This is a genomic window from Nocardia xishanensis NBRC 101358 (genome assembly GCF_001613365.1).
GTDB lineage: Bacteria > Actinomycetota > Actinomycetes > Mycobacteriales > Mycobacteriaceae > Nocardia > Nocardia xishanensis.
In genome coordinates this window covers 1-23,984 of record NZ_BDCF01000036.1, presented here as the reverse complement: position 1 = coordinate 23,984, position 23,984 = coordinate 1, and the positions used below count along the sequence as shown (strand labels likewise).

The window sequence follows — 23,984 nt, the reverse complement described above, 5'->3', positions numbered from 1 at the left end:
AGGTAGCTCTGACGTGGGGTTTTAGCGTAACGCTCGTACTGTTTGCGATCTCCGCCCACCCCCGTCGCAACACGCCGGGACACGGCCCCCTGTGAGTGGATTCACAGGGTGGGGCGGCCGCCCTCGGTGTGGGCCGGGACACCCTTCGCCGCGAACCGTGCGCGCGGATGCGGCAGACTTGAACCGAGAATCAATCTCGATCAAGCGTCCAACTCCATTCGGAGCATCACGTCGACGCCATCGAACAGGAGCCCCATGCGGAAACTGTGCCTCGCCGCGGCCGTCACGGCCTGCGCGACCGCCCTGCTGTACCCCTCCACCGCGAACGCCGAGCCCGCCGCGGGCACGGTCGAGTCGGTCGCCCCGCTCGCCGCGATCGCGACGCCGCCAGGCGCGGCGGACGCGGCCCGCCTGCTCTACCGCTCCACGACCGTGGGCGACGCGCCGACCACCGCGAGCGCGGCCGTCTACTTCCCGGCCGGAACGCCTCCCGAGGGCGGCTGGCCGGTGATCGCCTGGGCGCACGGCACGGTCGGCCTAGGCGACGACTGCGCGTACAGCATCGCCGGCCCCGGCGCCCGCGAACGCGACTGGGCCTACCTCGGCACCTGGCTCCAGCAGGGCTATGCCGTGGTCGCCGCCGACTACGCCGGACTCGGCACCCCGGGCGAGCACCCCTACCTCAACGGCACCGTCGAAGCGCACAACGTGGTGGACGCGGTGAAGGCCGCGACGCGGCAGTACCCCTCGCTGGCCAAGAAGTGGGTCGTGGTCGGGCAGTCGCAGGGCGGCGGCGCGGCCGTCTTCACCGCCCGCTACGCCACCGAGTTCGGCGGACCCGAGCTCGACTACCGCGGCGCCGTCGGCACCGGCGTGCCCGCCTACATCGAGGACATCCTGCTGCCACTCGGCCCCGGCATACCGCCGATGGAACTGAGCCCGCACACCACCGCCTACGTGCTGTACATCCTCAACGGGCTGCGCACCACCTACCCCGAACTCGACATCGACTCCTACTTGACCGACGCAGGCCGGGAATGGCTCTCGCGTGCCCGCGCCGCCTGCATCAACCCGTTCGGTGAAGAACTCGCCGCCGCCGATGTTGTCCTCGGCAACCTGTTCGCCCGCCCGCTCGCCCAGATCCCCGACCTCCGCGGCGTCCTCACCAGGACCATGGGCCTCCCCCAATCCGGCTACGACCGCCCCCTCTTCCTCGGCCAGGGCCTGCGCGACACCGACGTCATCACCCCCGCCACCCTCGCCTTCGCCGCCACCCTCCAAGCCGGCGGCCAGCCCATCACCCTGCACACCTACCAGCAGGACCACAGCGGAGCGGTGAACGCCTCCCTCCCCGACTCCCTTCCGTTCGTGCGAAACCTGTTCTCCTGAAATAGGTTTCACACTTCGTCGAGCGACCCCGTGCCGCACCGTGCGGGGTCGCTTCTTTTCTTCTCGCGCGGTTCCACGCGGCACCAACCCGAACCTGCACGTCAGCTGAGGCTGCCTCGAGTCGACCACGGCTACATCCCCCGCCGCGATCGCGTGGATCAGCGTGGGCGTGAAAGCCACACCGCTGTAGCGAGCCAGTCGCGATCAGCGGAAAGAGCGCCGACTTTGAGGAAGTACAGTTCCACTAACTACACATCCTCGAAATCTCTGCCGTCCGCTCGAGCTAGTGGGCCGTACGAACCCGACCACCGCGCCAGATACACCTCCACAACCATCGGCCGTCGACAAGCTTCCGGCTCACACCTCCGCACTTCGGCCATCGGTCGGCGGGCGCGGTGCGACCAGACCCAGCTCGACATTGTCGAGGGACTCCATCAGACGGCGAGCATTCGCCCGGCTGCCCAGCAGGTAGGCCGTCTCCCTCAGCGCCTCGTATTCGCGCACGCCGATGACGACGGCGGGCTCTTCGCCACCATTGCGGTCAATGACAACTTCGTCGCTGTCCTCTGTCGCCGCATCGAGAACTGCCCTGAAGTCAGCCTCCGCCTCGCCTCCCCAGTCGCCCGCCACGACCCCGAGCGGCCGGCATTCCTGCCCCTTCACCGAATTCACCCTTCTCCCTGAACTCGGGCGTCAGCCGGAAACCTCTGAACCACCTCGATCTCACCGACGATGTGCCGATTGAATTCTTCGAGGTCTTCGGCAGGAATCCAGTATTCGAGAATCTCCCGACCACCGACTTGCTGCACCTCGTAACGAGCCAAGAACGCGGACTCGACCGAAAATCTCGTCACGAAACCCGACCCGCAGGCCGGAACATTCCAGTCGCGCGCAATCATCACCGCGTATTCCTCAGTCAGTACCGGATAGAATATCGGCTGATCCGGCAGCCGAGGCGGCCATGCCCGCCATCCGGAATTCGCAACCAACTGCAGCTCCTCCGGCCCAGTCGGACGCCACAGCGTCGTAGTCTCCACTTTCCGGCTTCCGTTCATTTCCCCTCCACTCCAACAGCATTTATTTCGCGCTCGTAACGCCTTTGCCGTGCTAGATTGCGCACCATTCCCTGCTTCAGAACGGACCCTGGTCTCACTACCGGGACGCACGATCGAAGTCGACAGGCAGGTGAAAGGCTAAGCGGTGTAAAGCATGTCCGAGTCGACCAGGACCACATCCTCCGCCCCGGCCGCCTCGATCAGCGCAGGCATGAAACCCACGCCGCTGTAGCAAGCCAATCGCGTTCCGCTCGTATCGAACTTGTCCGAGAGCAGGTCCCGGATCCGCCGCAACCGATCGAGATGACCGAGGCCCATCCTGTCGTTCCATTTGGCTTCACCGATGGACAGCAGCGTTTCGCGACCGTCGGAACGTTCACCGAAAACTGCGATATCGATCTCGTGCGTGGTCTTTTGCGCGGGATCGTTGACCATCCCGCTCGCCACCCGCGTGACATGCCCACCGAAGAAGTCATCCGGTGCATAGCCGACAACCCAGGCGCGGCAGATCTCCTCGAAGTGAGGCCCCAGCACATTACTTTCGAAGCGGTGGCGGCGACGCTCCCACAGCCGCTCCGACCGGCGCCCGTGTTCCCATTCCGTCCAGTCAGGGCGCTGGATCGCGTGATAGAAGGCCACCAGCGGTTCATTGATCTGGTAGATCATGCGGTTCCCACGGAACGCGTCGCGCTCTCGGCGCAACAGGCCGCAGTCTTCCAGCACCGTCAGTGGATGAGTGATGTCGCTGGCTTTGCGTCCTACGTATGAAGCGATCCCGCCGCTGGTCGCGTTGCCTTGTACGACGGCGGCCAATACCGAGTGATAGAGCCCGGGGTCGCGCAATCCGGGTTCCTCGCTCAGGAGATACCGCGCTTCGCGAAAGAGCGGACTCGACGGATTGAGCACCGTTCGCAGCACCCAGTCGTCGAAGTCATCGAGGTCCGCGGGCGCGTCACCTTCGACGAACTCGCGCCGATATGCCGGTGTTCCGCCGACGATCGCATGAACCTGCATCGCCAGCTGCGGGTCGCTGATCCCCCAGAAGTCGGCGGCGAGCCGATAGTCCAGGGTCGGGACGATCAACTCGAGTCCCGCTCGACCTCGCAGCGGCGCGCCACCCGCCAGTAGCGAACCCATGAACGACATCGCCGACCCGCACAGCAGCAGGCGGGCACGCGACCGCAATCGCTCCGGCCTCCGCGGCGCCAACGCCGATTGAATGATCGACGGCAACCCGGGACTGGCCTTCACAAGGTAGGGGAACTCATCGATGACAACCGGAACCTCGCGGTCTGCCGTCACGGTCAGGAGCGCGTCGACAGCCTGGCGCCAGTCATCGAACCGAACGGGCAGACCCGAACCACTGAACTCCGCGACCGCCGAGCCGAAGTAGCGCAGTGACTCCGCCTCGGTCGCCTGGTCTGCGGCGAAATAAAACCCGCCTGTTGCCTCGCAAATCGCCTCGAGCAGGAACGTCTTGCCCTGCCTGCGCCGACCTGACACCACGCCCAGCGTGGCATGCGGCTGCCCGCTCGTGACGAACCGCGCCAGAGCCTGCCACTCGCGCTCGCGGTCGAACATGTCGGCTGGCTTCTCGATCAGCGGAACCTCCGCTCAATTTGAGGAAGTATATTTCCACTAACTATACATCCTCATTTCGAGAACACCCTCCGCGGCGAGCTCGTCCACCTCGAACACAGGCTCAGGATGAGCCCGTCCCGCTGAAGGCATGCAGTCCTTCGCGCAACAGTGCGGCGGTGGCCAGTAGGTCGACCGCCTACATCCGACGTCGAGCGGCGCCATAGACCAGCTGCTGTGCTGATCACATTGTCGCTACCGCCGCCAGCGCCAACCGGTTCCAGGACGGCAACTTGCGGTTGATGCCTTCGATTAAGTCGTCCCAATCGGACGCCACAGCGTCGTAGTCTCCACTTTGCCGACTTGTGTCTATTTCTACTCCAACAGCAATTATTGCGCGCATCGTAGCTGCATCACACAGACCTCCGTCGGGCAAGCTGCTTTCTCGCAGCCGACCGAACTATCTGATTCTCCGAATCCTGCAGTTGCAGTAACGCTCGTTCGGCTTCCGGCCCAGGTATGCCGCCCAGCGCCCAAATCGCCTTCGACGCCAGGGCTCGATTATCGTCCCACGCAAGATAGTCAGGAACCCATCGGGCGAGATGAAACAAAGCCTCGATTGCACGTGGCGACCGCATCTTTCCGAGTTCAAATGCGATGTCTTCATGCGCCTGATGCCAATCCGCCTGCGCCAGTTGAAGAAATGACGGCAGGTAGTCGGAATCGATGCCGAACGCGTAAGCTACGACGAGGGCCGGTCTCACGTCACGGCGGTCACATCTCTCAATCGCATCCTGAATCAGGTCCAGCCCAAGCTTTTTCCCATCGGATACCCCGAAGTGTTCGAGAATGTCACGCGGCGTACCCCTGGTCGGCCGTCCAGGAATTGCCACCAGAGAGTTGATCAACTCCCTATCTCCATCATTAAGCGCCACGAATCACCTCGAAACCAAGAATGTTATCGTTGAATATATCCAGTCCAGGCCCGCGGCCCAATCCAATATTTTGCTGCCCACCCTCCCATTTGAACAAAGCCGATGTCCCGTTCCAGCCCGACGGTGCTAACCGCATCTCAGGATGTGCCGCCGCCATTTCATCCGTCGGATCTCGTACTCCAATTCTTTCGAGCGCCTCTATGGTTCCTGGCTTCAATCTGAATTTAACAAGCACCCCTTCGTATCCCTCGGAAAAGGCTTGGGTTGGAGATGTAAATGTCTCACCGGTCGCGGGAACATCCCCGGTCCGCATGAACCTCGCAAAATGCCTTTCACTCATCGTGCGGTACAGCGTTTCGCATGGAATTAGTCCTAGTGGGTCTATCCATGTCGTCGGGTTATGCGGATAGACAGCGGGATTGGGAGCCGGAGCCAGACCGAGGGGATCCGGCGTCAGGTACCTTCCAGCTACCGGACTGTACGTGCGAAAGAGATTGTAATGTAAGCCGGTCTCGGCGTCATACTGTTGACCTGGGAACCGTAGCGGCGTGCTTGCGGCACCCTGCCAGGTCGTAGTACCCCACAAATCAGTTGTTGCATTACCAACCGAGTCGGCGGCATAGGGATCGAAGAGTTCGGTCGGGGTACCGACCAAATCAGTGATGATGGCGAAAAATTCGCGGTCGGTGCTTGCTTGGTCGGTAGCTTGGGTGATGGGGGTGTGGGCGTTGGGCTGGTAGTTCCAGCGCATAACGCCCTGTCGGGTGGCTTGTTCGACGAGGTGGGCGGTGTCCCAGGCATAGTGGGTGGTTTCGAGGAGGTCGCCTTGATTGGTGAGGTGTTGTTTAGAGGTGCGACGGCCGAAGGCGTCGTAGGTGTAGTGCCACCACTGCCGGTCCGGCGTATAAACGTCGGTGAGCTGGTCGAATGCGTTGTAGCGGTAGTGCCAGATGTCGGGTTTGCGGGATAGGCGGGTGGTTTCCTTGCGGATCAGGCGGCCGGCTTCGTCGTAGTGGTAGCGGGTGCGGCCGTCTCGGATGAGCAGGTTGTTGCGGTATTCGCGGCGGTTGTCGGTGGTGGAATCGGCTCTGGTGGTGACGGCGGCCGCATCCGGTGTGGGCGCGATCGTCTCGGGCAGCTCGCTGCTGGTGATGTTGCTGAGAGCGTCGTAGGTATAGCGCTCGGTGGTCAGCCCATTGGCGGTGATCGTCGTGACACGCCCGATCGCGTCGAGGGTGTAATCGCGGACGACCGGTCCGGTATCGGGGCGGGTGGTGGTGTGCGTGGCGATGTATCCGTCTGGGCGCCAGGTGTAGTCGTCGCGGCGGAGCAGGCTCGGACCGGGCGGGATCGATGGATCGTGGGAGGGCGCGGGGTCGGCGTGCACTTGCTGCTGGGTGACGAAGCCGTGCGAGGAGAGTGACTGGTCGACGGTGATGGCGCCGAGGCGCCACCCGGTGCTGCGGCCGACCGCGTCGTGGGCGAAGGCGATCGAGTGGCCGTCGGTGGTGAGCCCGGTGATCCGCCCGCTGATGTCGTGTTGCCAGGTGGTTGTCGAGCCGGACGGGTTCGTTCGGGCGACGCGGCGACCGAAGTCGTCGTACTGGAAGTGCATGGCCGGGCGGTCGTCGACGCGTTGGGCAGCGAGACGACCTTGGGCGGTGTAAGTGGATTCGACGGTGTGCGTGCGGTCGTTGCCTACGCCGGATATCGCGGTGAGTGGCCGCCCGACCACGTCATGGGAGTAGCGAACCCACTCGCCGGTATCGGCGCGCACTTCGAGAAGCCGCCCGAGAATGTCGTAGCGGTTACGCCTGATGACGCCCGTAGCGGCCGTGACTGCCGCGACTCGCCCGGCGGTGTCGAAGTCGTATCGGGTCTGCGCGCCGGTGTAGTCGACCTCGCTGACGATCCGACCGGCCGGGTCGTAGTTGTAGCGCCACGTATGACCGAGCGGGTTGACCACCGCGACCATTCGACGCTCGGTGTCCCACGCGTACCGGGTGACCGTCTGATCGGGCTCGGTACGCGAGGCCAGCAGGTCGAACGCGCCGTAGGTGAAGCTGGTCTCCCCGCCTGCGCGGTCGATGTGGGTGCGGAGATTACCTTCCCCGTCCCATTCCCAGGTCGCGGTGTGGCCGTCGGAGTCGGTGCGGCACAGGAGCTTTCCCTCCGGTGACCATTGATAGCGCGTGATCGCGTTCAGTGGGTCGATGACGGTGACGGGACGACCGAAATGGTCACGAGTGATCCGCGAGATTCCGCCGTGGGCGTCCACGATGGTGATCGGCAGCCCAGCCGCGTCGACTTCGATTTCCGTTCGCGCGCCGGTCGATTCGACAATCGACGCGACCGCACCTGATCCGTGGTGGGTGTGCACAGTGCGCACGCCCGCGCTGTCGACGATCGCGGTGAGGTTTCCGTGCTCGTCGTATTCGAAGCGCCTGACCGAACCATCCGCATCGCTGATCGCGGCGGGCCGGTTGCGGGCCTGGTATTCGACATGAATCGTCGCCTCGTCCGGTCGAGTAACCGCAGCCAGGTCGCCGTCGTCGTTGTACTCGTATCGCGTGATCGCCCCGTCTGCGGCGATAACCCGGACGGGTTTGCGGTCATCGTTGTAGTCCGTGCGGGTACGCGCACCGGTCGGATCGATCATGTTCCGCAATCGCAGGTCGGAGTCGAACTCGAATACCGTCGCCGCACCCTGCGAATTGGTGAAAGTGGTGCGGGTACCCGATCCGTCGGGAAGGGCGGCGTAGTCGAACTCGGCCGACATGATGCCATTGGTGCCGTGCTGGCGGATAACACGCCCCGCCCCGTCGTAGACGTTGTGCATCTGGTTGCCGTTGGAGTCTGTCCACGAGAGCATCCGATGTTCGTCGTCATAGGTGTAGCCGGTGGTGGCGCCAACGCCGTTCGTAACCGACGCCAATTGACCCGCCTCATAACGGAATTCGCGAACGCGAGTGACGATCTGTGTCCCGTAGGCGTCGCGACCGAGTACCGAAAGCGCCGTGACTCGCCCGCCTGAGGTCTCGACTCCTACCCGGTAACCACCGGAATGGGTGACTTCGGTCGGCGTGCCGTCGGTGTCGTAGTGAAAGCGAACCTCGTTGTGGTGGCGGTCGGTGATCGCGGTGATCGGATAGTCGCCGAGCAGCGTGGGCAGGGCGCTGCGCGTGGGCTCAGGCGTGAAGTGCCAAGTGATTTCACGATCGGGGTCGGATACCCGATATCCACCCGATTCCGTGCGCGTCATCGGCCAGCGCGGCGAACGACCTGAGGGAAGCACGGCGACGTCGGGTGCTGTGTGCGGGTAGGCGAGCAGCATTCCGTCTTCGCCGACGAAGGTCACGCCCTGCTGATCGACGACAACGCGCATGTCCAGGGTCGCCGACCACGATGGCCCGAACCAGCGTCCGAAGCGGTAGCTCGACCGGTGCCTGCGCCGCAACTCCAGGCGGAGCACACCGGCCAGCTCCACATCGGTTTCAGGAAGCAGGAATTCACCGGTCGCGGCGTCGACGGGGTCACCACAGCTGTTGACATCCTCCGGCTTCTGCGTGTCCTTCGGATTGTTGGTCCGTGCTTCATCGCCCACGCCCTCGTTCGACTTCTTGAGGCTACTGGGGTTCGGCTTGTCGGTGTTGCTCGGCGAGTTCGTGCCAGCGGGATTCGTCCCGTCAGGGGAATTGTTCGGCGAGTCAGGTTGTTTCGACGGAGTATCGGTGCGCTTCGTCTCGGTGCCCGCTGGCTTGGTGTCGGTGCTGGCCGGTTTCGTATCCGTGTTGGCCGGTGTGGTGTCGTTGGTGGTCTTCTTCGACGGACGAGCGCCCGACGGGGTGCCGCCGCGCTTCCCGGTGAGCTTCTTGATGATCGACGCGAACGCGTCTTTCAGCTTGCGCAGCAGCGGGGTCAGCTTCGACATGGTGCTGGCGAGCTTGCGGAACAGCTTGGAGATCGTGGTCAGCGTCTTGGCGACATAGACGGTCGCTTGGGTGGCCACCACCGGGGTGCCGACGCCGAGGGTGAAGATCGCCTCCGCGGCCCACACCGCCAACCGTCCGACGGCCTGAGCGACGATGTCGCGCACCATCATCCGCACCGCGGCCACCACGCCGCCCGCCATCTGAATGGCCTGCGACGCGGCCTCGGCCGCCTTCGTCGCGGCCGCCAGCGCGTCGGCGGTTTCGGCCGCCCGCCCTCGATAGGCGGTCGCCGTCGCGCCCTGCCACTCGGAAATGTCCTGCTCGACCGCTCGCTTGTGCGCCTCGGCCGCCTCGTTGATCTTCTCCGAAACATTGCTCCAGGTCTTGGCATACGCCTCGATCTGATCCGGATCACCGGCGACCCAGTTCAATGCCTCCTGCAACGGCTCGACATGCTCGATCAACCATCCGACACCGAACCCGGCCAGCGTGCCGAGCGGATCGACCACCACAGCGGCGACCTCGAGCCCGACACCCACGACACCCAGGCCCGCCTCGACCCACGAGCCCGACGAAATCGCCTCGTAGGTATCCGAAACCGACTCGAAAAGCGTGACGCCGGAATACCACTCGGTAGAGTCCTCGGCCTGCGCGATCAGCGGATTCGACTGGCCGTCACTCACTGAGTGGACCCGTTCGGCTCGACCGCCTTCAGCTTGCTCGCATTCGAGCTGTCGGTGCTCTCGTAACCGTCGGCCACCGTCCGCAACTTCCCCGCGTCCTCACCGACAGCCGTCACAGCGGCCTCCAGCGCTGCGATCCCGTCGGTCTCGACCGAATCCACGAACAGCGGCGGCAGGAACGCACAGATTTTGCCGAACGCATCGGTGGGAGCCGACACCGCCTTCGCCGCCTCCAACGCCTGCCCCAGCGGCGCGGCCAGCTTCTCGACATTCGACGCGTGCGTACGGATCCGCTCCGGATCGACGTTCAAGCTTTCGGCCATGAAGGACCACCTCCCCGCCCCGGGCAGACACCCAGGTCCAAACACTTTGTGGCACCGCAGAAATGCCCCCATGAGCATAGCCAGACGCCGATGTCGGTCATAGCGGCCGACAATCGCTGTGCCGCAGTGCCTGTGAGGATCGCGACCAGCACGTGTTCCGGGTTGCGACGCGCTCGGCACCGCACCGAGACCTCGTCGTCGCCCCGGACGAGCCGGACGACGACGATCTGTACTTCCGGGACAGGCAGCAGCGCGGCTGGCTCGCCTAGCTCCGGTCGCCTGCGTTCTCCTCCGGCGGATGCACAGCCTTCCAGTGCTCGGCGATGTCGATGCGCCGCGTGATCCACACGCGGTCGTTGGACTGCACGTGGTCGAGGAAGCGCTCCAGGGCGGCGGTGCGGGCGGGGCGGCCGACGAGGCGGCAGTGCAGGCCGATGGAGAGCATTTTCGGGTTTCCTTCGGCCCCTTCGCGATAGAGGACGTCGAAGGCGTCGCGCAGGTGGGCGAAGAACTGTTCGCCGCTGGGGAAGCCTGCCGGGGAGGCGAAGCGCATGTCGTTGGTGTCCAGGGTGTACGGCACCACCAGGTGGTCGCGGCCGCGCACGGTGACCCAGTACGGCAGGTCGTCGGCGTAGGAATCGGAGTCGTAGACGAAACCGCCGTGCTCGACGACCAATTCGCGGGTGTTGGGCGAATCGCGGCCGGTGTACCATCCGTGCGGCGCTGCGCCGGTCAGCTCGGTGTGGATGCGCACCGCCTCGGCGAGGTGGGCGCGTTCGGTCTCGATGTCGGTGAGCTGGTAGGACTTCCAGCGCAGGCCGTGGCAGGCGATCTCGTGGCCGAGTTCGGTGAACGCGGCCACCGCCTCCGGATTACGCCGCATCGCACTGGCCACCGCGAATACCGTCAGCGGAAGCCCGCGGCGCTCGAACACCCGGAGCACCCGCCACAGTCCGGCGCGAGAGCCGTACTCGTACAGCGACTCCATGCTCATGTGGCGGTTCGGAAATGCCTCGGCCGGAGTGATTTCCGAGAGGAAGGTCTCCGAATGCGGGTCGCCGTCGAGCACATTGTTCTCCCCGCCCTCCTCGTAGTTGAGCACGAACTGCACGGCGATGCGCGCCGCGCCGGGCCAGTGCGGGTCGGGCGGGTTCGGTCCGTATCCGACGAAGTCCCTCATGCGCCGAGCTCCCCGTACAGCCGCAGCCGCGCGAGTCCGCCGTCGGGATAGATGTCCAGGCGTACCTCCTCGACCGAGGCCGCCATCGGCGTGATCGGGAACCGGTGCCTGGTATCGGGCAGCAGTTCGGTGCGAGGCAGCAATTCGACCTCGGTGCCGTCGTTGGTGCGGCCGGTGAGCCGCGCGGCGCCGGGGCTGTTGCCGAGGAAATGGGAGGTGTCGATCTCGGCGAGCCGGATCAGGCCCGGCCCCGCCAGACGGATACGCACCCAGTCGTTTCCATCGTCGCGGCGGCGCGCGGTCTCCCACCCGTCGCCCATGGATCGCGCCGAGCCCGGGTAGAGCAGCTGGTTGGGTGAGCTGTAGAAGCGGTTGGAGCAGTCGAGCACCAGCGCGCCGTTCTCCAGCGCCGCCAGGTCGAGCGGGCCCAGTCCGAACAGAGCGGGATCGGGCCGTCCTTCGCCGTGCACGCGCAGCCGCGCCACGCCGCCGTCCGGATGCACGGTGAGTCGCACGTGGGTCCACCGCTTGTCGCTGTCCACGGCGAATGGATTGCGGGTGTCGCCGGCGATGGGAGCCCGGTCGACCAACGTCACCCAATCCGTACGGCAGGCCAGGGTTTCGGCGGGCGGATAGCCTTGAACCTCGAGGGCCGACAGCGAGACCGCGGGCGGATAGTTGCCGCGAAACCACGCGGTGTCGACCACGACGCCGCGGATCACCCCCGGCACACCGAGCCGCACGATGGCCGAGTCGTCGCCGGGTGCGCCACGGCGCCTTCGGGTCTCCCACCCGTCGTAGATCTGGCCCTTGTGCCCGAAGGTGGACGGTCGATACTCCGGGACACCGGGACTGATCAAGTTCTCCTTCTCCGCGAAGAACTCGTCGTTGGCCCAGATCACCGCGCCGCCGAGCGGGCGGACCGCCAGATCGGGCAGCAGCGTGAAGTGCCCGTCCGCCTCGTTCATCGCTTCTCCCGAACGCCGAGATCACCGATCGGCTCGCGGGCCGCCAACGCACGCAGCACTTCGGGCGTCAATTCCGGTGCCGCCACGGACAATTCCTCCTCGGATCGCGCGCCGCAACGCAGGCCGCGCAGCACGGTGGCGGCCAGCGCCTCGGCGGTGGCCGGTTCGTCCACCACCCCGGCGTCTTGCCGCGCCAGGTAGGCCCGCAGCCGCGGCACCGCGACGTCGATCGCGCCGCGGAAGAACGCGTAGGTCGCCATCCACCGCGTGATCAGGTGTCCCGGGTGCATGTCCCAGCCCTGGTAGTAGCCGCGACGCAAGGCCCGGGTGACGAGCCGATGGTGTTCGCGCAGCGCTGCTTCCGGTTCGATCTCGGGCACGATCTGGGTGGATCCGTCGCACACCCAGACGCCGGTCTGCGCCGCGGCCGCCTGCATGACGGCCTTGGCGTGGTCCGCCGCGGGATGATCGAGCGCCTGATAGGTGGCGGCCACCCCGCAAGCGGCGGTGTAGTCATACGTCCCGAAATGCATTCCGGCGCAGCGTTTCCCGGCCAGCTTGATCATCTTGGCGACCGGCACGCTGCCGTCGGAGCCGACGATCGCCTGCGGGCTCTCGATCTGCAATTCGAAGCGCAGCGTCGCGTCGGCGAGCCCCGCGCCGCGCTCCAGCCCCTCGCACAGTGCGACGACCGCCGAAACTTGCTCGGCGGCACGGATCTTCGGCACCGTGAAGACGAAACCCGGCGGCACTCCGCCCGCGGCGTCCAGCACGAGTTCGAGAGTGCGCAGCGCCCTGCGGCGTTCGAGACCGGCCAGTCCTTTGACCCGGATGCCGAACCCCGCCGGACCGTCGCCGCCCGCGGCCCAACCCGCCAGGATCTCGCCCGCCACGGTGGCCGCGGCGTCCTCCTCTTCGTCCGAGCGGAAACCGTAGCCGTCCTCGAAATCGATCCGCAGATCCTGGATCGGTTCGCGCAGCAGCCGCTCCCGCACCGCCGGGAGCGTCGACGCGGTGTCGAGCTCGGCGAGCGGTTCGCGGTGCGCGTCGAGCAACTCGACTGCCGCGGCACCCCATTTCGCAGGTGTGTCGGCGCTCGCCCGGTCGGCGGGCACGTAGACGGTGTGGATCGGTTGTGCCCTGTCTGCCTGCCCCGGGTAGCGCACCCGCAGATCGGCATCGACGGCTTCGAGCATGGCCTCGATCCTGGCCCGGACGTTCTCCGGCAGGCGTGTCATGGTCACCGCTCCTCTCCCTCCTGCATGGCGCGCCAAACCCGGTCGGCCGTCATCGGCAGTCGATGCATGCGCACCCCCACGGCGTCGCGAATGGCGTTGGCCATTGCCGGGGCGACCGGGTTGTACGGTGACTCGCTCATCGATTTCGCGCCGAGCGGTCCGAGTTCGTCGGCGGTGTCGGCGAAGTAGACCTCGGTCGAGGGTAGATCGGCGAGCTGCGGAATGTGGTAATGCCGCAACGTCCGGGTGGTCACCACGCCGTGTTCGGAGCGCATGTCCTCGTAGAGCGCTGTGCCGATGGCCTGGGCCACCCCGCCCTCCACTTGGCCGCGGCACTGCACCGGGTTGAGCACGGTGCCCGCGTCGGCGGCCTGGACCGATTGCAGAACGCGGACCCGGCCGGTCGCCCGCTCGACGGCGACGCGGAAGGCGTGCACGTTGAAGCTGACCGAGCGCGGAATGCCGGTGTGCTCGCCGTGCGCCAACAGCTCGCCCCCTGCCGCGAGTTTCGTCAAGGGAATCAGCCGATCACCGCACCGCACACCGTCCGGACCGAGCACGCAGTCGCCCGCCGCCGTCCCCGCGAGTTCGGCGGCCCGTGCCAGCAGCAGATCCTTCAGCGCCAGCGCGGCGGCATAGGCGGCCTTACCCGCGACGACGATGCCGGTGGAACCGAACGTGCCGGTGTCGTATTCGACGAGGTCGGTGTCCGACTGCCGGATCGCGATGCGCGCCGCATCGGTGTGCAGAGCGGCGGCAGCCAGCTGCGCCAGAACGGTGGTCGTTCCGCTACCGAATTCCGCTGTGCCCACTCTGATTTCGTAACCACCATCGGTGTCGAGCAGCGCGACGGCCGAGGAACGGTGGCCGCGCGGCGGTATGGTCGCGATCATCGCCAACGCCATCCCCTCGCCCACCGACCACCCCGGACCCGGCGACGCTATCCCGTTGCCGCGCATCATGGCTCGTTGCGCGAGGTCGAGGCACTGGTCGAGACCGTAGCTGCCGAACACCAGATCCCCCGGCTCCGGCGCTGCGCCGACGAACGGGTCACCGGGCACGGCCACGTTGCGCCTGCGGAGATCGAACGGGTCGATGCCGAGTTCTCGGGCCAGTTCGTCCAGCGCCGATTCGACGGCGTAGATGATTTGGCCGAGGCCATAGCCGCGGAAGGCGCCGGAGGGAATGTTGTTGGTATAGACCGCCACCGCGTCCACACGCTTGTTCGCGCACCGGTACACCTCGATCGACTCGCTCACCCCGTGATACATGACGCCGGGGCTGTGATTGCCGTAGGCGCCCGCGTCGGCGAGCACATCGACGGCCAGTGCGGTCAGCACGCCGTCCACGTCCGCGCCCGCAGTGACGGCGACCCGCATCGGGTGCCTGGCGGTGGCACCGGTGAATTCGGCGGAGCGGGTGTACTCGTACTGCACCGGCTGTCCCGTGCGCAGCACCGCGAGCGCGATGAGGTCCTCGACCAGCATCTCCTGTTTGGCGCCGAACCCGCCGCCGACCCGGGCCGCGAAGATCCGCACACGGTCGCGTTCCAGCCCGAACACGTGGCACAGTTCGTCGCGGACCAGGAACGGCACCTGCGTGCTGCATCGGATGACGAGCCTGCCTTCGGCGTCCAGCCAGCCTATGCCGCAGTGCGTTTCGAGGTGCACGTGCTGAGCGCGCGGGGAGTGCCACGTGCCGCGCACCACACGTGCGGCGGCGGCCAGTCCAGCCTCGATATCTCCCACCCCGCCGTGCAATTCGGCGACCACGTTGCGCGCACGATCGGCGATACGGGACGAATCCGGTTTGTCAGCATGCAGTTTCGGCGCGTCCTCGGCAAGCGCATCCGCCGGATCGAACACCGAGGGCAGCAGCTTGTAGGTGACCCGCAGGGCTCGGCAGCCAGCCGAAGCGATCTCCATACTGTCCGCGACCACGGCGGCGACACGCTGTCCGACGAAACGCACGGTGCGGTCGAGGACGAACGTGTCGTCCGGGTCGTCCGTGCGCCACTCGTGCCTGGCCGTGGAGAACGGCACCGAGGGCGAGTCGGCGTAGGTCAGCACCGCTCGCACGCCAGGTAGCGCCTCGGCGGCAGCGGTATCGATGGAGAGGATGCGCGCGTGCGGGTGCGGGCTCGGGAGAACCGCGATGTGCAGTGGGGCGGACGGAGGCGCGGCGGGGTTGTCGGCCTCGGGCAGCACGTCGAGGGTGAACGGCTCACGGCCGGTGACGATCCTGGGCCCTGCCGGTGCACCGACGCGGCCACCCGCTGGATGCTGCTCGGCCACAGCAGCTCCCGCTCGCGCGCCTTCGCCGCTCGGCTGTTCGGGCACAACCGTTCCGATCGGTGTGGCTGAGCTACCCTCTGTCAGCGCCGCGCGAATCGGCCGATACCCCGTGCAGCGGCAGAGATTCCCCTTCAACAGTTCCGGAAGGTCGGCGGGGTCCGGCCCCGATTCGGTTCCGCACCCCAATCCCGCTGCGGTGACCACCATTCCGGCCGTGCAGAACCCGCACTGGAACGCCGCCTCGTCGAGGAATCGCCGCTGGACCGGATGCGGCCGCTCCTGATCACCGAGCCCCGCCGCGGTAGTGACGGACCGGTCCGCCGCGCGATAGGCCGGGATGACGCACGAGTGCACCGTCACGCCGTCCAGCCGTACCGAACAAGCGCCGCAGTCACCCGCGTCGCAGCCCTTCTTCACGGCGAAGCAGCCTTGCTCGCACAGCAGGGTGCGCAGACACTGGCCGGGACGGGGTTCGGCGTCGACGATGCGTCCGTCCAGCTCGAATTTCATGGCTGCCCAACGGGTTCGGCGCGTAGCTCCGCGGCCACCTCGGCGGCCAGCAGGCCCGCGACGTGCCTGCGCCAATCCGGCGCGCCGTGCGGATCGTCGAACCAGAGCGCCGGATCCACCTCGGCCAGCGCCGCCGCCACCGCCCGGTCGTCCGGCACGAGCTGGAAGTCGAGCACGACCGGCCGGGTCGTCGCCGCCGTGAGCGTCAGCACGCACCGGTCGCCGGACTCCCGTCGACCCATCACCACCGCGCCCGAGCGTCCGAGCGGCGCGAGCGCGATCTTCCGAAACGCGGTGCGCGCGAGTAGCGCCCGCTCCGGGATGGCGATCGAGCGCAGCACCTCGCCATGGCGCAGCACCGTCAGCCCCGGTCCGATCACGAACTCCCGCAGCGGAATCCGGCGATCACCGCCCCCTGCCGCCCACACCAGTGCGACACCGTCCAGCGCGACCAGCGCGCCGAGCACCGCACCGGCGGGCAGCGCGAGACACACGTTCCCGCCGACCGTCGCGCTGTGCCAGATCTTGTGCGATGCCACCAGCGCCCGGCAAGCCTGCGCGAACAGCGCGGTCCCCGGCCACCGCCGCCACCGCGCGCCCCCACCCAGCTCACGCCCGGGAGCGGCGTCGGCGAACTGCGCCAAGGTGCACGTCGCCGCGACCTCGAGCCCCTCGGTGGTGATCGTGCACGCGGGCCAGCCCAGCGCGGTGATATCGATGAGCCGCACCAGCTGCGGCTGCGGCTCCGAGAACAGGAAGGTGCCCCCAGCCAGCACCCCGGTCGCCCCGCCGACACCGGCCAGGTCGGCCCGCCCCCTCGCCACCGTCACCTCCCGGATCGTGTCCAGGTCCACGTCTCTCACCTCGCTTCACAGCGCCCTGCCGCCACAGTAGGGGCTGCTGGTTGCCGCGACGTTGCGCGACACCCGCCCCTGATTGCGCGTCGGTTACCTCGATCGTCCTCCGAGCCACCGTCGGAGGCACGCGCGGCGTGGAAATCGGCCGCCGAGCGGCGGCACCGTACTTGACCTGGTCAAAAAGCCGCTGCTACCAAGGAGTTGTCCGGAGCGGCGGTGCGCGCCGAAGCCCCCGGTCCGGAGGACACCTACAGCAGCGGGGAGGTGCTCGGTGGACCGAGCCGTCCGACCGGAACAGCGACCAGTGGACAAGTACGGCATCGCCGAGCGTCGCAGGATCCGTGCCTTTCTGACCGGTCTCGGGCTGACCGAACACCAGCTGCTCGAACCGCTGGCCGACGAGCTGCGCCAGCGTGGGTGCAGGCCGCGCCAGGCATGGCGGCTGGCGAACGAGCTGACCCAGAGTGCGGTCGCCGAGCGGTACAACCAGATCACCGGCAACCCGCAGGCCACCATGCGGGCCAGCCGGATCTCGGAGTACGAGGCATGGCCGACGGCGGGCGCCTCGGCCAGACCGACCATCCGCGTGCTGAAGATTCTGTCGACCATCTACGGAACCAGCTGGGAGCAGCTGGTCGATCTCGCCGACCTGGAGCTGATGCCTGCCGCCGAGCGCCTCGAGTTCCAGGAGGCGATCGCCCGGCGCTCCGACGACCGGAACCGGACACCGGTGAGCGCGGGACTGCCACCCGAGGTTCCGTATTTCACCGGCCGCGTTCTGCCCAAGAAGGAGCTGCACGACCGGGTACACCGGCACCTGAACGGCGACGGACCCGCCGTGCACGTCATCGACGGGCTGACCGGAATCGGCAAGTCGGCGCTCGCGAGATACGCCGTGGCGGCGTTCGCCAAGCATTATCCGGACGGAACGATCTGGGCCGACCTGCACGGCCATACCGTCGGGCGAGACCCGCGCCTGCCCACCGACGTGCTGGAACAGCTGTTGCTCCAGGTCGAAGTGCCGCGCGAGCGCATCATCGACGATCTGACCGGCCGCGCCGCGCAGTGGCGCGCCGTCATGCGTCAGCGCCGCATGCTCATCGTCTTCGACAACGTGCTCGACACCGCCCACGTCCGATTGCTGCTGCCGCAGGCTGCCGGAAGCCTGGTCCTGATCACCAGCCGCGGCAAACTCACCGGTCTGGCCGAGGCAGCGCCGCTGCACTTGGACGTGATGGGCTGGCGCGAAGCCGAGGAATTGCTGGTGAAGCTGGGCAACCTGCCCTGCGGGTACGACCGCGGCGCGGTGCGCCAGATCCTGGAGACCTCGGGGCGGCTGCCGCTGGCGATCCGGCTGATCGGCGGCCAGATCGCTCATCACGGCGTCGATCTGCTCGCCGAGAGCGCCGCCGAGTTCGCCACCAGGGCCGAAGAGCTCAGGGGTACGCCCGGCGAGGACGTCTTCGGCGAATCGGTCGCCGCCTACATCCTCGATCGGTTCGCCGCCGAGGACGAGTCGCTGCGCGCGGCCTTCGAGACTTCGTACCAGCGATTGCAGACACCCACGCAGCGGCGGGCGGTGCGGATGCTCGGCTGGTTCCCCGGTCCGGAGATCACCGCGGAATCGCTGGCCACGATGGCGAAGACCAAGCTCGGCGAAGCCAAGACGCTGATTCGGCAAATGTTCGAAGCGGGCTTTCTCGACCCGGCCGAGGGTGGTCCGGGCGGCTCGCGCTACCGGATGCACGATCTGACCCGGCTGCTGGCGCGGCTACAAGCCGAACGCGACGGCGTGCCGGGTGAGCACGCGCTGACCCTGGAACGCCTGGTCGCGGCGGGCCTCGCGGTGGCCCGTCGCGCAGGACCGCAGCGCACGGCCGTCACGGCGCGCGGCGCCAAGTATCCCGTAGTCGAGACGCCAGGCAGCGAAGTGGCGCAGGCCGTGGCCTGGCTGACCAGGGAACGGGAGATGCTGCTCGGCTGCATCGCCGCCACCGGATCCACGCCCGCGGCCGCCGAACTCGCGATCCTGCTCGGCACCGATCTGTTCGGCGAGGGACTCTGGTCGGACGCGCACTGGCTCTACCTGCGCGCACTCGAGATGGCCGCCGCCATCGCGGACCCCGCCATCGAATGCGACGCGCTGATCGGCCTCGGTCTCGTGGAGCGGATGGCCTGCGGATACCGCACCGCGCGTGAGCATTTCGAGCGCGCCTTGGCGATCGCCCGCGACCTAGGAGACCCGCAGCGCCTCGCTGCCACGCTCTGGGGCTATGCCGAGGTGATCCGCCTCACCGGAGATTTCAAGAAGGCCATGCAGAACTACGCCGACGCGGCCGACATCGCGCAACGCACCGCGAACGCGAAGCTGCGCGCCGACGTGCTGCGCGGCCAAGCCCATATCGAACGGATGACCGGCGAGCATGCCACGGCACAGCGGCACTATCAGGACGCGTTGCGCATCGCGCGCCGGATCGGTGATCGTACCGGCGAGTGCTGGTCGCTCTGGGGTCTCGGCAACATCGCACGTAAGTCCGGCGACTTCGCGGGCGCGCGCCGCCGTTTCAGCGATGCGTATCGCATCGCCACCGATATCGACGATCGGCAGTGCCAAGTCGATACGCTGCGCGGTCTCGGCCACGTCGAGCGTCGCTTCGGCGAATACACCGTCGCGCGAGACTATTACGCGAAGTCACGCGACCTCGCACAGCGCATCAGAGATCCGCACGGCGAGGCCGACGCGTTGCAGAGCCTCGGAAACGTCTTCGCCGATATGGGCCGCGAGGACGCCGCGCGCGAAAATCTCTGTGCCGCCTTGGCACTGTACGAACATCTCGGCGTACAGCTGACCGAGCGAACCCGCGCCGATATCGGCAGATACGACTGCGGTCGGCAGCTCACCGAATAGGCCGAACGCACAGACCGCACGCCACATTCTCGGATCGGCGGCGAAGGGACGGCTCCCCGCACGACGGGCGGCAGAGTCGTGACGCCGATTGTGATGTTTCCTCCGCATCCGCACCGTTTCAGCAGGTAACAACCCCGTGGTCGGCGAAGAAATCGGCTCCGGCCGTGGGATCGCGAATCGCGGACCGCAGCTGTCACCCTGATATCACCTCCCGAACGCGGCGAGCGCCGCCCGGACGAAAGGGGTTCCTGCGATGGCGATTACGTCCTCGGAGTGGCTGATGACCAGCGATGTGGCACAGGAGGTCGCGTTCCGCGTCGACCTGCCGGAGACCTGGCACGGACGGTGGGTGCTCTCCTACCTGCCGACCCACCGCAGGCTCACCCGTGCGCAAGCTCTCACGGGCCTCGTCCTCGCGGAACAGATTTTGCTGGAGCAAGATTCGGACACTCCGCCGTTCGACACCGAGGTCGCCGAGCTGCACGCCGCCGAGCTGGGCTTGACGCTGCACGACGTGATGTGCCTGCTGGCGCTGCGCGCCGGGCCGCATATCCTCGATCGCCCCGGATCGTCCGCGCGCCACGAGACCGCGAACACTGTCGCAGAGGGGACGACAGTGTTCGCGATCTGAGCGCGAAACACGCTGTCCTCCAGCAGTTCACCGCGCCGCAGCGACGAGCATCGCTTGTGCTCGCGCTACCTCCTGGCCCACCGATTCCTCGTCCACCGTGCGCACCTCCCCGTCGCGGACCACCTCGCGCCCGTTCACGATGAGTGCGGCCAGCGGGGGTGGGGAGCCGAGGATCAGGGCGGTTACGGGGTCGTCGATGCCCGCGTGGGCTGGGGTGTCGAGCCGCCACAGGGCCAGGTCGGCGAGCTTGCCCGGCTCGATGGAGCCGATCTCGGCGGCGCGGCCGAGTACCTTGGCGCCGCCCATGGTGGCCAGCTCGAGTGCGGTGCGTACGGTCATCGCGCGCGGGCCACGGGCGGCCCTGGCGTAGAGCAGCGCGTTGCGGGGTTCCTCGATCATCGACCCCGCTTCGTTGCTCGCGGCGCCGTCGACGCCGAGCCCGACCGTCGCGCCCGCGGCGAGCAGGTCGGGAATGCGGGCGACGCCAGCGCCGAGGCGTCCGTTGGAGGTCGGGCAGTGCGCGATGCCCGAGCCCGCTTTCGCGATGGTGGCGATCGCGGCGGCGTCGAGGTGGACGGCGTGGGCATACCAAACGTCGTGGCCGATCCAGCCGAGCCGCTCCAGATACCGCGCGGGCGTGCAGCCGTAGGTCGCCAGGCAGTAGTCCTGCTCGTCCAGGGTCTCGGCGAGATGGGTGTGCAGCCGCACGCCCTCGGCCCTGGCCAGCGCGGCGGACTCGCGCAACAGGTCCGCGGTCACCGAGAACGGCGAGCAGGGCGCAAGCGCGATGCGGACCATGGCGTCGAAGGACGGGTCGTGCCAGCGGGCGATCGCGTCGGCGCTCGCGGCGAGGACTGCGTCGATGGACTCCACCACGGAGTCGGGCGGCAGACCGCCCGCGCTCGCGCCTAGATCCATCGCGCCGCGGCAGGGATGGAAGCGCAATCCGACCGTCGCGGCCGCGGCGATCTCCGCGCCGAGCAGGTCGCCACCCTCGCTCGGAAACAGGTAGTGGTGGTCGGCGGTCGTGCTGCAACCCGTGCGCGCGAGGGCCGCGAGCGCGCCGGTGGCGGCGATTCTCACCGACTCCTCGTCGATGCCTGCCCAGACCGGATACAGCGTGGTCAGCCAGTCGAACAGGCTCGCGTCGGCGGCGAGGCCCCTGGTGACCCACTGGTAGAGGTGGTGGTGGGTGTTGACCAGTCCCGGGGTGAGGAGGCAGCCGCGCCCGTCGATGCGCGGCACGTCCAGGTCGGGCGCGTCGCCCGGCCCGACCGCGCCGATCCGGTTGCCGTGCAGCACGACGTACCCGCGTGGATACTCGGTGCCCGCCGCGTCGACGGTGACCACCGCGCAACCGTCGATCACCAGCGTCGGCGCCTGGTTCACTGCTCCCACGCCTGTCCCGCGTCCGGTGCGTCCGCGCGCGCCACCGTGGCCTGGATGAGTCCGTACGGCCGGTCGGCCGCGTAGTACACCTCGCCGCGGTTCTCGATGCCGAACCTGCCGAGGTCGTAGTCGAAGTGGTGTTTGTTGGGCGCGGACAGGCGGATCTCGGCGAGCAGCGGAAACGACTCGAGCACCGCCTTCCCCATCTCGAACAGCGTCTGCTGCAAGGCTTTCGAATGGTAGGTCGCGAAGACCGCCGCCAGCCTGGCGCGGATGCCCGCGTACGTCGCGTCCCAGTCCACGCCTTCGGTTACGGCGAAGCGCCACCGCGCGACCAGCGACGTGGCCAGCATCCGGTCGGGGGTTGGCTCGAGCACGGTGAACTCGTCGGTGAGGAAGCCGGCGAACTCCGAACCGGTCGACTTCAGGATGACCAGATCCCGCACGCCGCCGATCACCCAGGCGCGCTGGGCGTCCCCTTTGCCCGCGACCGTCACCCGCGCCGTGCGCACCTCGGGTCCCTGGCGCGTCCAGGTGTGGTCGTGCTCCGCGCCGTCCACCGAAACCCGTTGCCAGGCATACTCGTCCACCTCGACACCGGCGCTGGTGACCGGTTCCACGTCATCCACGAAATGTCGCGCCAGCGCCAGCGCGTAGTCCTCCACCGGCTGCAAGCCCGGCTTCTTCGCGTAGGCGTAGGCGGTCTGCTTCTGGCTGTCGGTCGGCAGCACCTTGGACTGGTCGCCCGCGGTGTATGCGTCGGCGAAATCCCCGCGCAGCACCGTGGAGACGTTCACGTCGCGGATCTCGTGGCGCGGACCGTCGCGGTAGATCCGGACGATCCGGTTCTCCGCCTTGCCGTATCGGTTGTCCGACAGCACGATCGGACCGGACAGGTTCATGCTCAGCTCCCTCGGTAGGTGGAGAAGGCGTACGGCGAGAGCAGCAGCGGGACGTGGTAGTGCCGCTCGCGACCGACCACGAACGCGATGGAGACCTCCGGATAGAACGTCTCGATGCGCTGTCGCCCGAAGTAGACGCCGGTGTCGAAGACGATCCGGTAGACGCCGGGCGCGAGATCGGCTCCCAGGCCGTCGATCCGGCCGTCGTCATCGGTCGCGCCCGCACCGATGATCGCGTCGCCGTCGAACAGGGTGACCGCCATTTCCGCGGCGGGCGCGCCGCGCACGGCGTCGAGCACGTGCGTGCTCAGGGTGCTCATGCCAGACCCTCGCTGACGCTCGGCTTACTGCGTTCACTCATGCCAGACCCTCGAGCATCCGTCGCAAGCGGATTCGGTTGATCCTCGCCAATTCGGTTCGCATCACAGCCCTTTCGGTCGCGGGGTCGTTGTGCAGCCGGGTGGTGAGCAGGTCGAGCAGTTCCGCGCCGGTTCTCCCGGTCGCGCACACCAGGTAGCGGTGGCCGAACCGCTGTTCGTAGGCCCGGTTGCCCTCGGCGAGGGCGGAGCGCACCGCGTCGGTAGCGGCCGCCACCCCGGATTGCTCGCGGGCCGAGGCCACGTTGTCCGTTCGGCCGCCGATGCGCGGATGCCCGGCCACCGCGCGGTCGATGTCTTCCTCGGGGAGTGCGGCGAGCACGGCGTCGGCGGTCGCGTACAGGTCGTCGGCGCTGCGGTACGGCCGCCCTGCGAGCACCTCACGCGCCAAGGCGGGCGACGCGCAACAGGCGAGCAACGCGTCGGTGGCCGCCGCGTTGGACAGCGCGTTGAACCCGGTGATGCCGGCCGCCTGGTCCGTCATCGAACCAGCATCGAATACGGCGGGCCCGCGCGCCACCAGAAGGGCGGAGATCACCTTCGGCGTGTCGGGCGGACGCGCTCGCCGCCGCCCGACGCACGGGAGCGAAGGCGCAGGCTCGCCTCTCGCGGTTAACCGCACACCCCGCTTATCCGGCACTTTCAGGTAACCCACCGGCAACGCGAGCGGTCTAGCGTGGGACGCGTGGCTGTATCGGAACGCACCGGAGAAGCTCCGGCCGCCCGCACGGGTTGCGCGGGCATCGTGCTCGCCGCGGGCGCGGGCACCCGCTACGGCCGCCCCAAGGCGCTGGCCGAGGGCGGCGCCTGGCTGCGCGCCGCGGTGGACGCCCTG

Annotated in this window: 18 protein-coding genes and 1 pseudogene; 4 read left to right on the top strand and 15 right to left on the bottom strand. The window is 67.5% G+C overall.

Annotated elements, in window-relative coordinates; genetic code table 11:
• The first annotated feature begins 255 nt into the window (after window positions 1–255).
• Window positions 256–1,389 carry an alpha/beta hydrolase gene (locus NX1_RS24630; protein ID WP_068063869.1) on the top strand — a complete coding sequence of 378 codons (1,134 nt, stop codon included), beginning with the start codon at window positions 256–258 and terminating at the stop codon, window positions 1,387–1,389.
• 357 nt (window positions 1,390–1,746) lie between these two features.
• On the opposite strand, the gene NX1_RS24625 is transcribed toward NX1_RS24630, so the two are convergent.
• From NX1_RS24625 to NX1_RS24580, 11 genes are all read right to left on the bottom strand, one after another.
• The gene (locus NX1_RS24625) at window positions 1,747–2,061 is read right to left on the bottom strand and encodes a type II toxin-antitoxin system Phd/YefM family antitoxin (RefSeq protein ID WP_218024178.1); all 315 of its coding nucleotides are present in this window, start codon (window positions 2,059–2,061) and stop codon (window positions 1,747–1,749) included.
• Window positions 2,058–2,444, bottom strand: a complete 387-nt coding sequence (locus NX1_RS24620) for an ADP-ribosylation/crystallin J1 (protein ID WP_068063867.1) — start codon at window positions 2,442–2,444, stop codon at window positions 2,058–2,060. Before NX1_RS24620 ends, NX1_RS24625 begins: the two co-directional genes overlap by 4 nt.
• Window positions 2,445–2,582: 138 nt before the next feature.
• The gene (locus NX1_RS24615) at window positions 2,583–4,025 is read right to left on the bottom strand and encodes an AAA family ATPase (protein ID WP_157120030.1); all 1,443 of its coding nucleotides are present in this window, start codon (window positions 4,023–4,025) and stop codon (window positions 2,583–2,585) included.
• Between the two features lie 410 nt (window positions 4,026–4,435).
• On the bottom strand, window positions 4,436–4,930 hold the full coding sequence (locus tag NX1_RS36520; protein ID WP_169812278.1) for a HEAT repeat domain-containing protein: 495 nt from the start codon (window positions 4,928–4,930) through the stop codon (window positions 4,436–4,438).
• Window positions 4,931–4,946: 16 nt separating this feature from the next.
• Window positions 4,947–9,572, bottom strand: coding sequence for a DUF6531 domain-containing protein (locus tag NX1_RS24610; RefSeq protein WP_068063863.1), 4,626 nt, complete (start codon window positions 9,570–9,572; stop codon window positions 4,947–4,949).
• Window positions 9,569–9,895, bottom strand: coding sequence for a type VII secretion target (locus NX1_RS24605; RefSeq protein WP_068063861.1), 327 nt, complete (start codon window positions 9,893–9,895; stop codon window positions 9,569–9,571). The genes NX1_RS24610 and NX1_RS24605 overlap by 4 nt, the downstream gene beginning before the upstream one ends.
• 265 nt (window positions 9,896–10,160) lie before the next feature.
• Window positions 10,161–11,075: an allantoinase PuuE gene (puuE, locus tag NX1_RS24600; protein WP_068063859.1), complete on the bottom strand. Its 915-nt coding sequence runs from the start codon at window positions 11,073–11,075 to the stop codon at window positions 10,161–10,163.
• Window positions 11,072–12,043: an allantoicase gene (alc, locus tag NX1_RS24595; protein WP_068063857.1), complete on the bottom strand. Its 972-nt coding sequence runs from the start codon at window positions 12,041–12,043 to the stop codon at window positions 11,072–11,074. Before alc ends, puuE begins: the two co-directional genes overlap by 4 nt.
• Window positions 12,040–13,281, bottom strand: a complete 1,242-nt coding sequence (locus NX1_RS24590) for a DUF6986 family protein (protein ID WP_068063855.1) — start codon at window positions 13,279–13,281, stop codon at window positions 12,040–12,042. Before NX1_RS24590 ends, alc begins: the two co-directional genes overlap by 4 nt.
• 2 nt (window positions 13,282–13,283) lie before the next feature.
• A complete protein-coding gene (locus tag NX1_RS24585; protein WP_068063853.1) occupies window positions 13,284–16,085 on the bottom strand; it encodes a molybdopterin-dependent oxidoreductase in 2,802 nt (933 codons plus the stop codon).
• On the bottom strand, window positions 16,082–16,939 hold the full coding sequence (locus tag NX1_RS24580; protein ID WP_068063851.1) for an FAD binding domain-containing protein: 858 nt from the start codon (window positions 16,937–16,939) through the stop codon (window positions 16,082–16,084). Before NX1_RS24580 ends, NX1_RS24585 begins: the two co-directional genes overlap by 4 nt.
• A gap of 274 nt (window positions 16,940–17,213) precedes the next feature.
• Here NX1_RS24580 and NX1_RS24575 point away from each other — a divergent pair, with 274 nt between their 5' ends.
• Together NX1_RS24575 and NX1_RS24570 are read left to right on the top strand one after the other, a co-directional pair.
• On the top strand, window positions 17,214–19,850 hold the full coding sequence (locus NX1_RS24575; RefSeq protein ID WP_157120026.1) for a tetratricopeptide repeat protein: 2,637 nt from the start codon (window positions 17,214–17,216) through the stop codon (window positions 19,848–19,850).
• Window positions 19,851–20,103: 253 nt separating this feature from the next.
• Window positions 20,104–20,481, top strand: coding sequence for a hypothetical protein (locus NX1_RS24570; RefSeq protein WP_068063846.1), 378 nt, complete (start codon window positions 20,104–20,106; stop codon window positions 20,479–20,481).
• 27 nt (window positions 20,482–20,508) lie between these two features.
• Here NX1_RS24570 and NX1_RS24565 read toward each other — a convergent pair whose 3' ends face one another.
• The 4 genes from NX1_RS24565 to uraD are packed head-to-tail and all read right to left on the bottom strand — an operon-like array spanning window position 20,509 to window position 23,633.
• Window positions 20,509–21,870, bottom strand: coding sequence for an 8-oxoguanine deaminase (locus NX1_RS24565; protein WP_068063844.1), 1,362 nt, complete (start codon window positions 21,868–21,870; stop codon window positions 20,509–20,511).
• Window positions 21,867–22,772 carry a factor-independent urate hydroxylase gene (pucL, locus tag NX1_RS24560; protein WP_068063841.1) on the bottom strand — a complete coding sequence of 302 codons (906 nt, stop codon included), beginning with the start codon at window positions 22,770–22,772 and terminating at the stop codon, window positions 21,867–21,869. Before pucL ends, NX1_RS24565 begins: the two co-directional genes overlap by 4 nt.
• A 2-nt stretch (window positions 22,773–22,774) precedes the next feature.
• Entirely contained in the window at window positions 22,775–23,092 is a 318-nt protein-coding gene (gene uraH, locus NX1_RS24555) for a hydroxyisourate hydrolase (RefSeq protein WP_068063838.1), read from the bottom strand.
• Window positions 23,093–23,129: 37 nt separating this feature from the next.
• Window positions 23,130–23,633 carry a 2-oxo-4-hydroxy-4-carboxy-5-ureidoimidazoline decarboxylase gene (uraD, locus tag NX1_RS24550; RefSeq protein ID WP_068063836.1) on the bottom strand — a complete coding sequence of 168 codons (504 nt, stop codon included), beginning with the start codon at window positions 23,631–23,633 and terminating at the stop codon, window positions 23,130–23,132.
• 201 nt (window positions 23,634–23,834) lie between these two features.
• Between uraD and NX1_RS38135 the strand changes: the two are divergent.
• Window positions 23,835–23,984, top strand: a pseudogene (locus tag NX1_RS38135) (nucleotidyltransferase family protein); the annotation flags it as partial.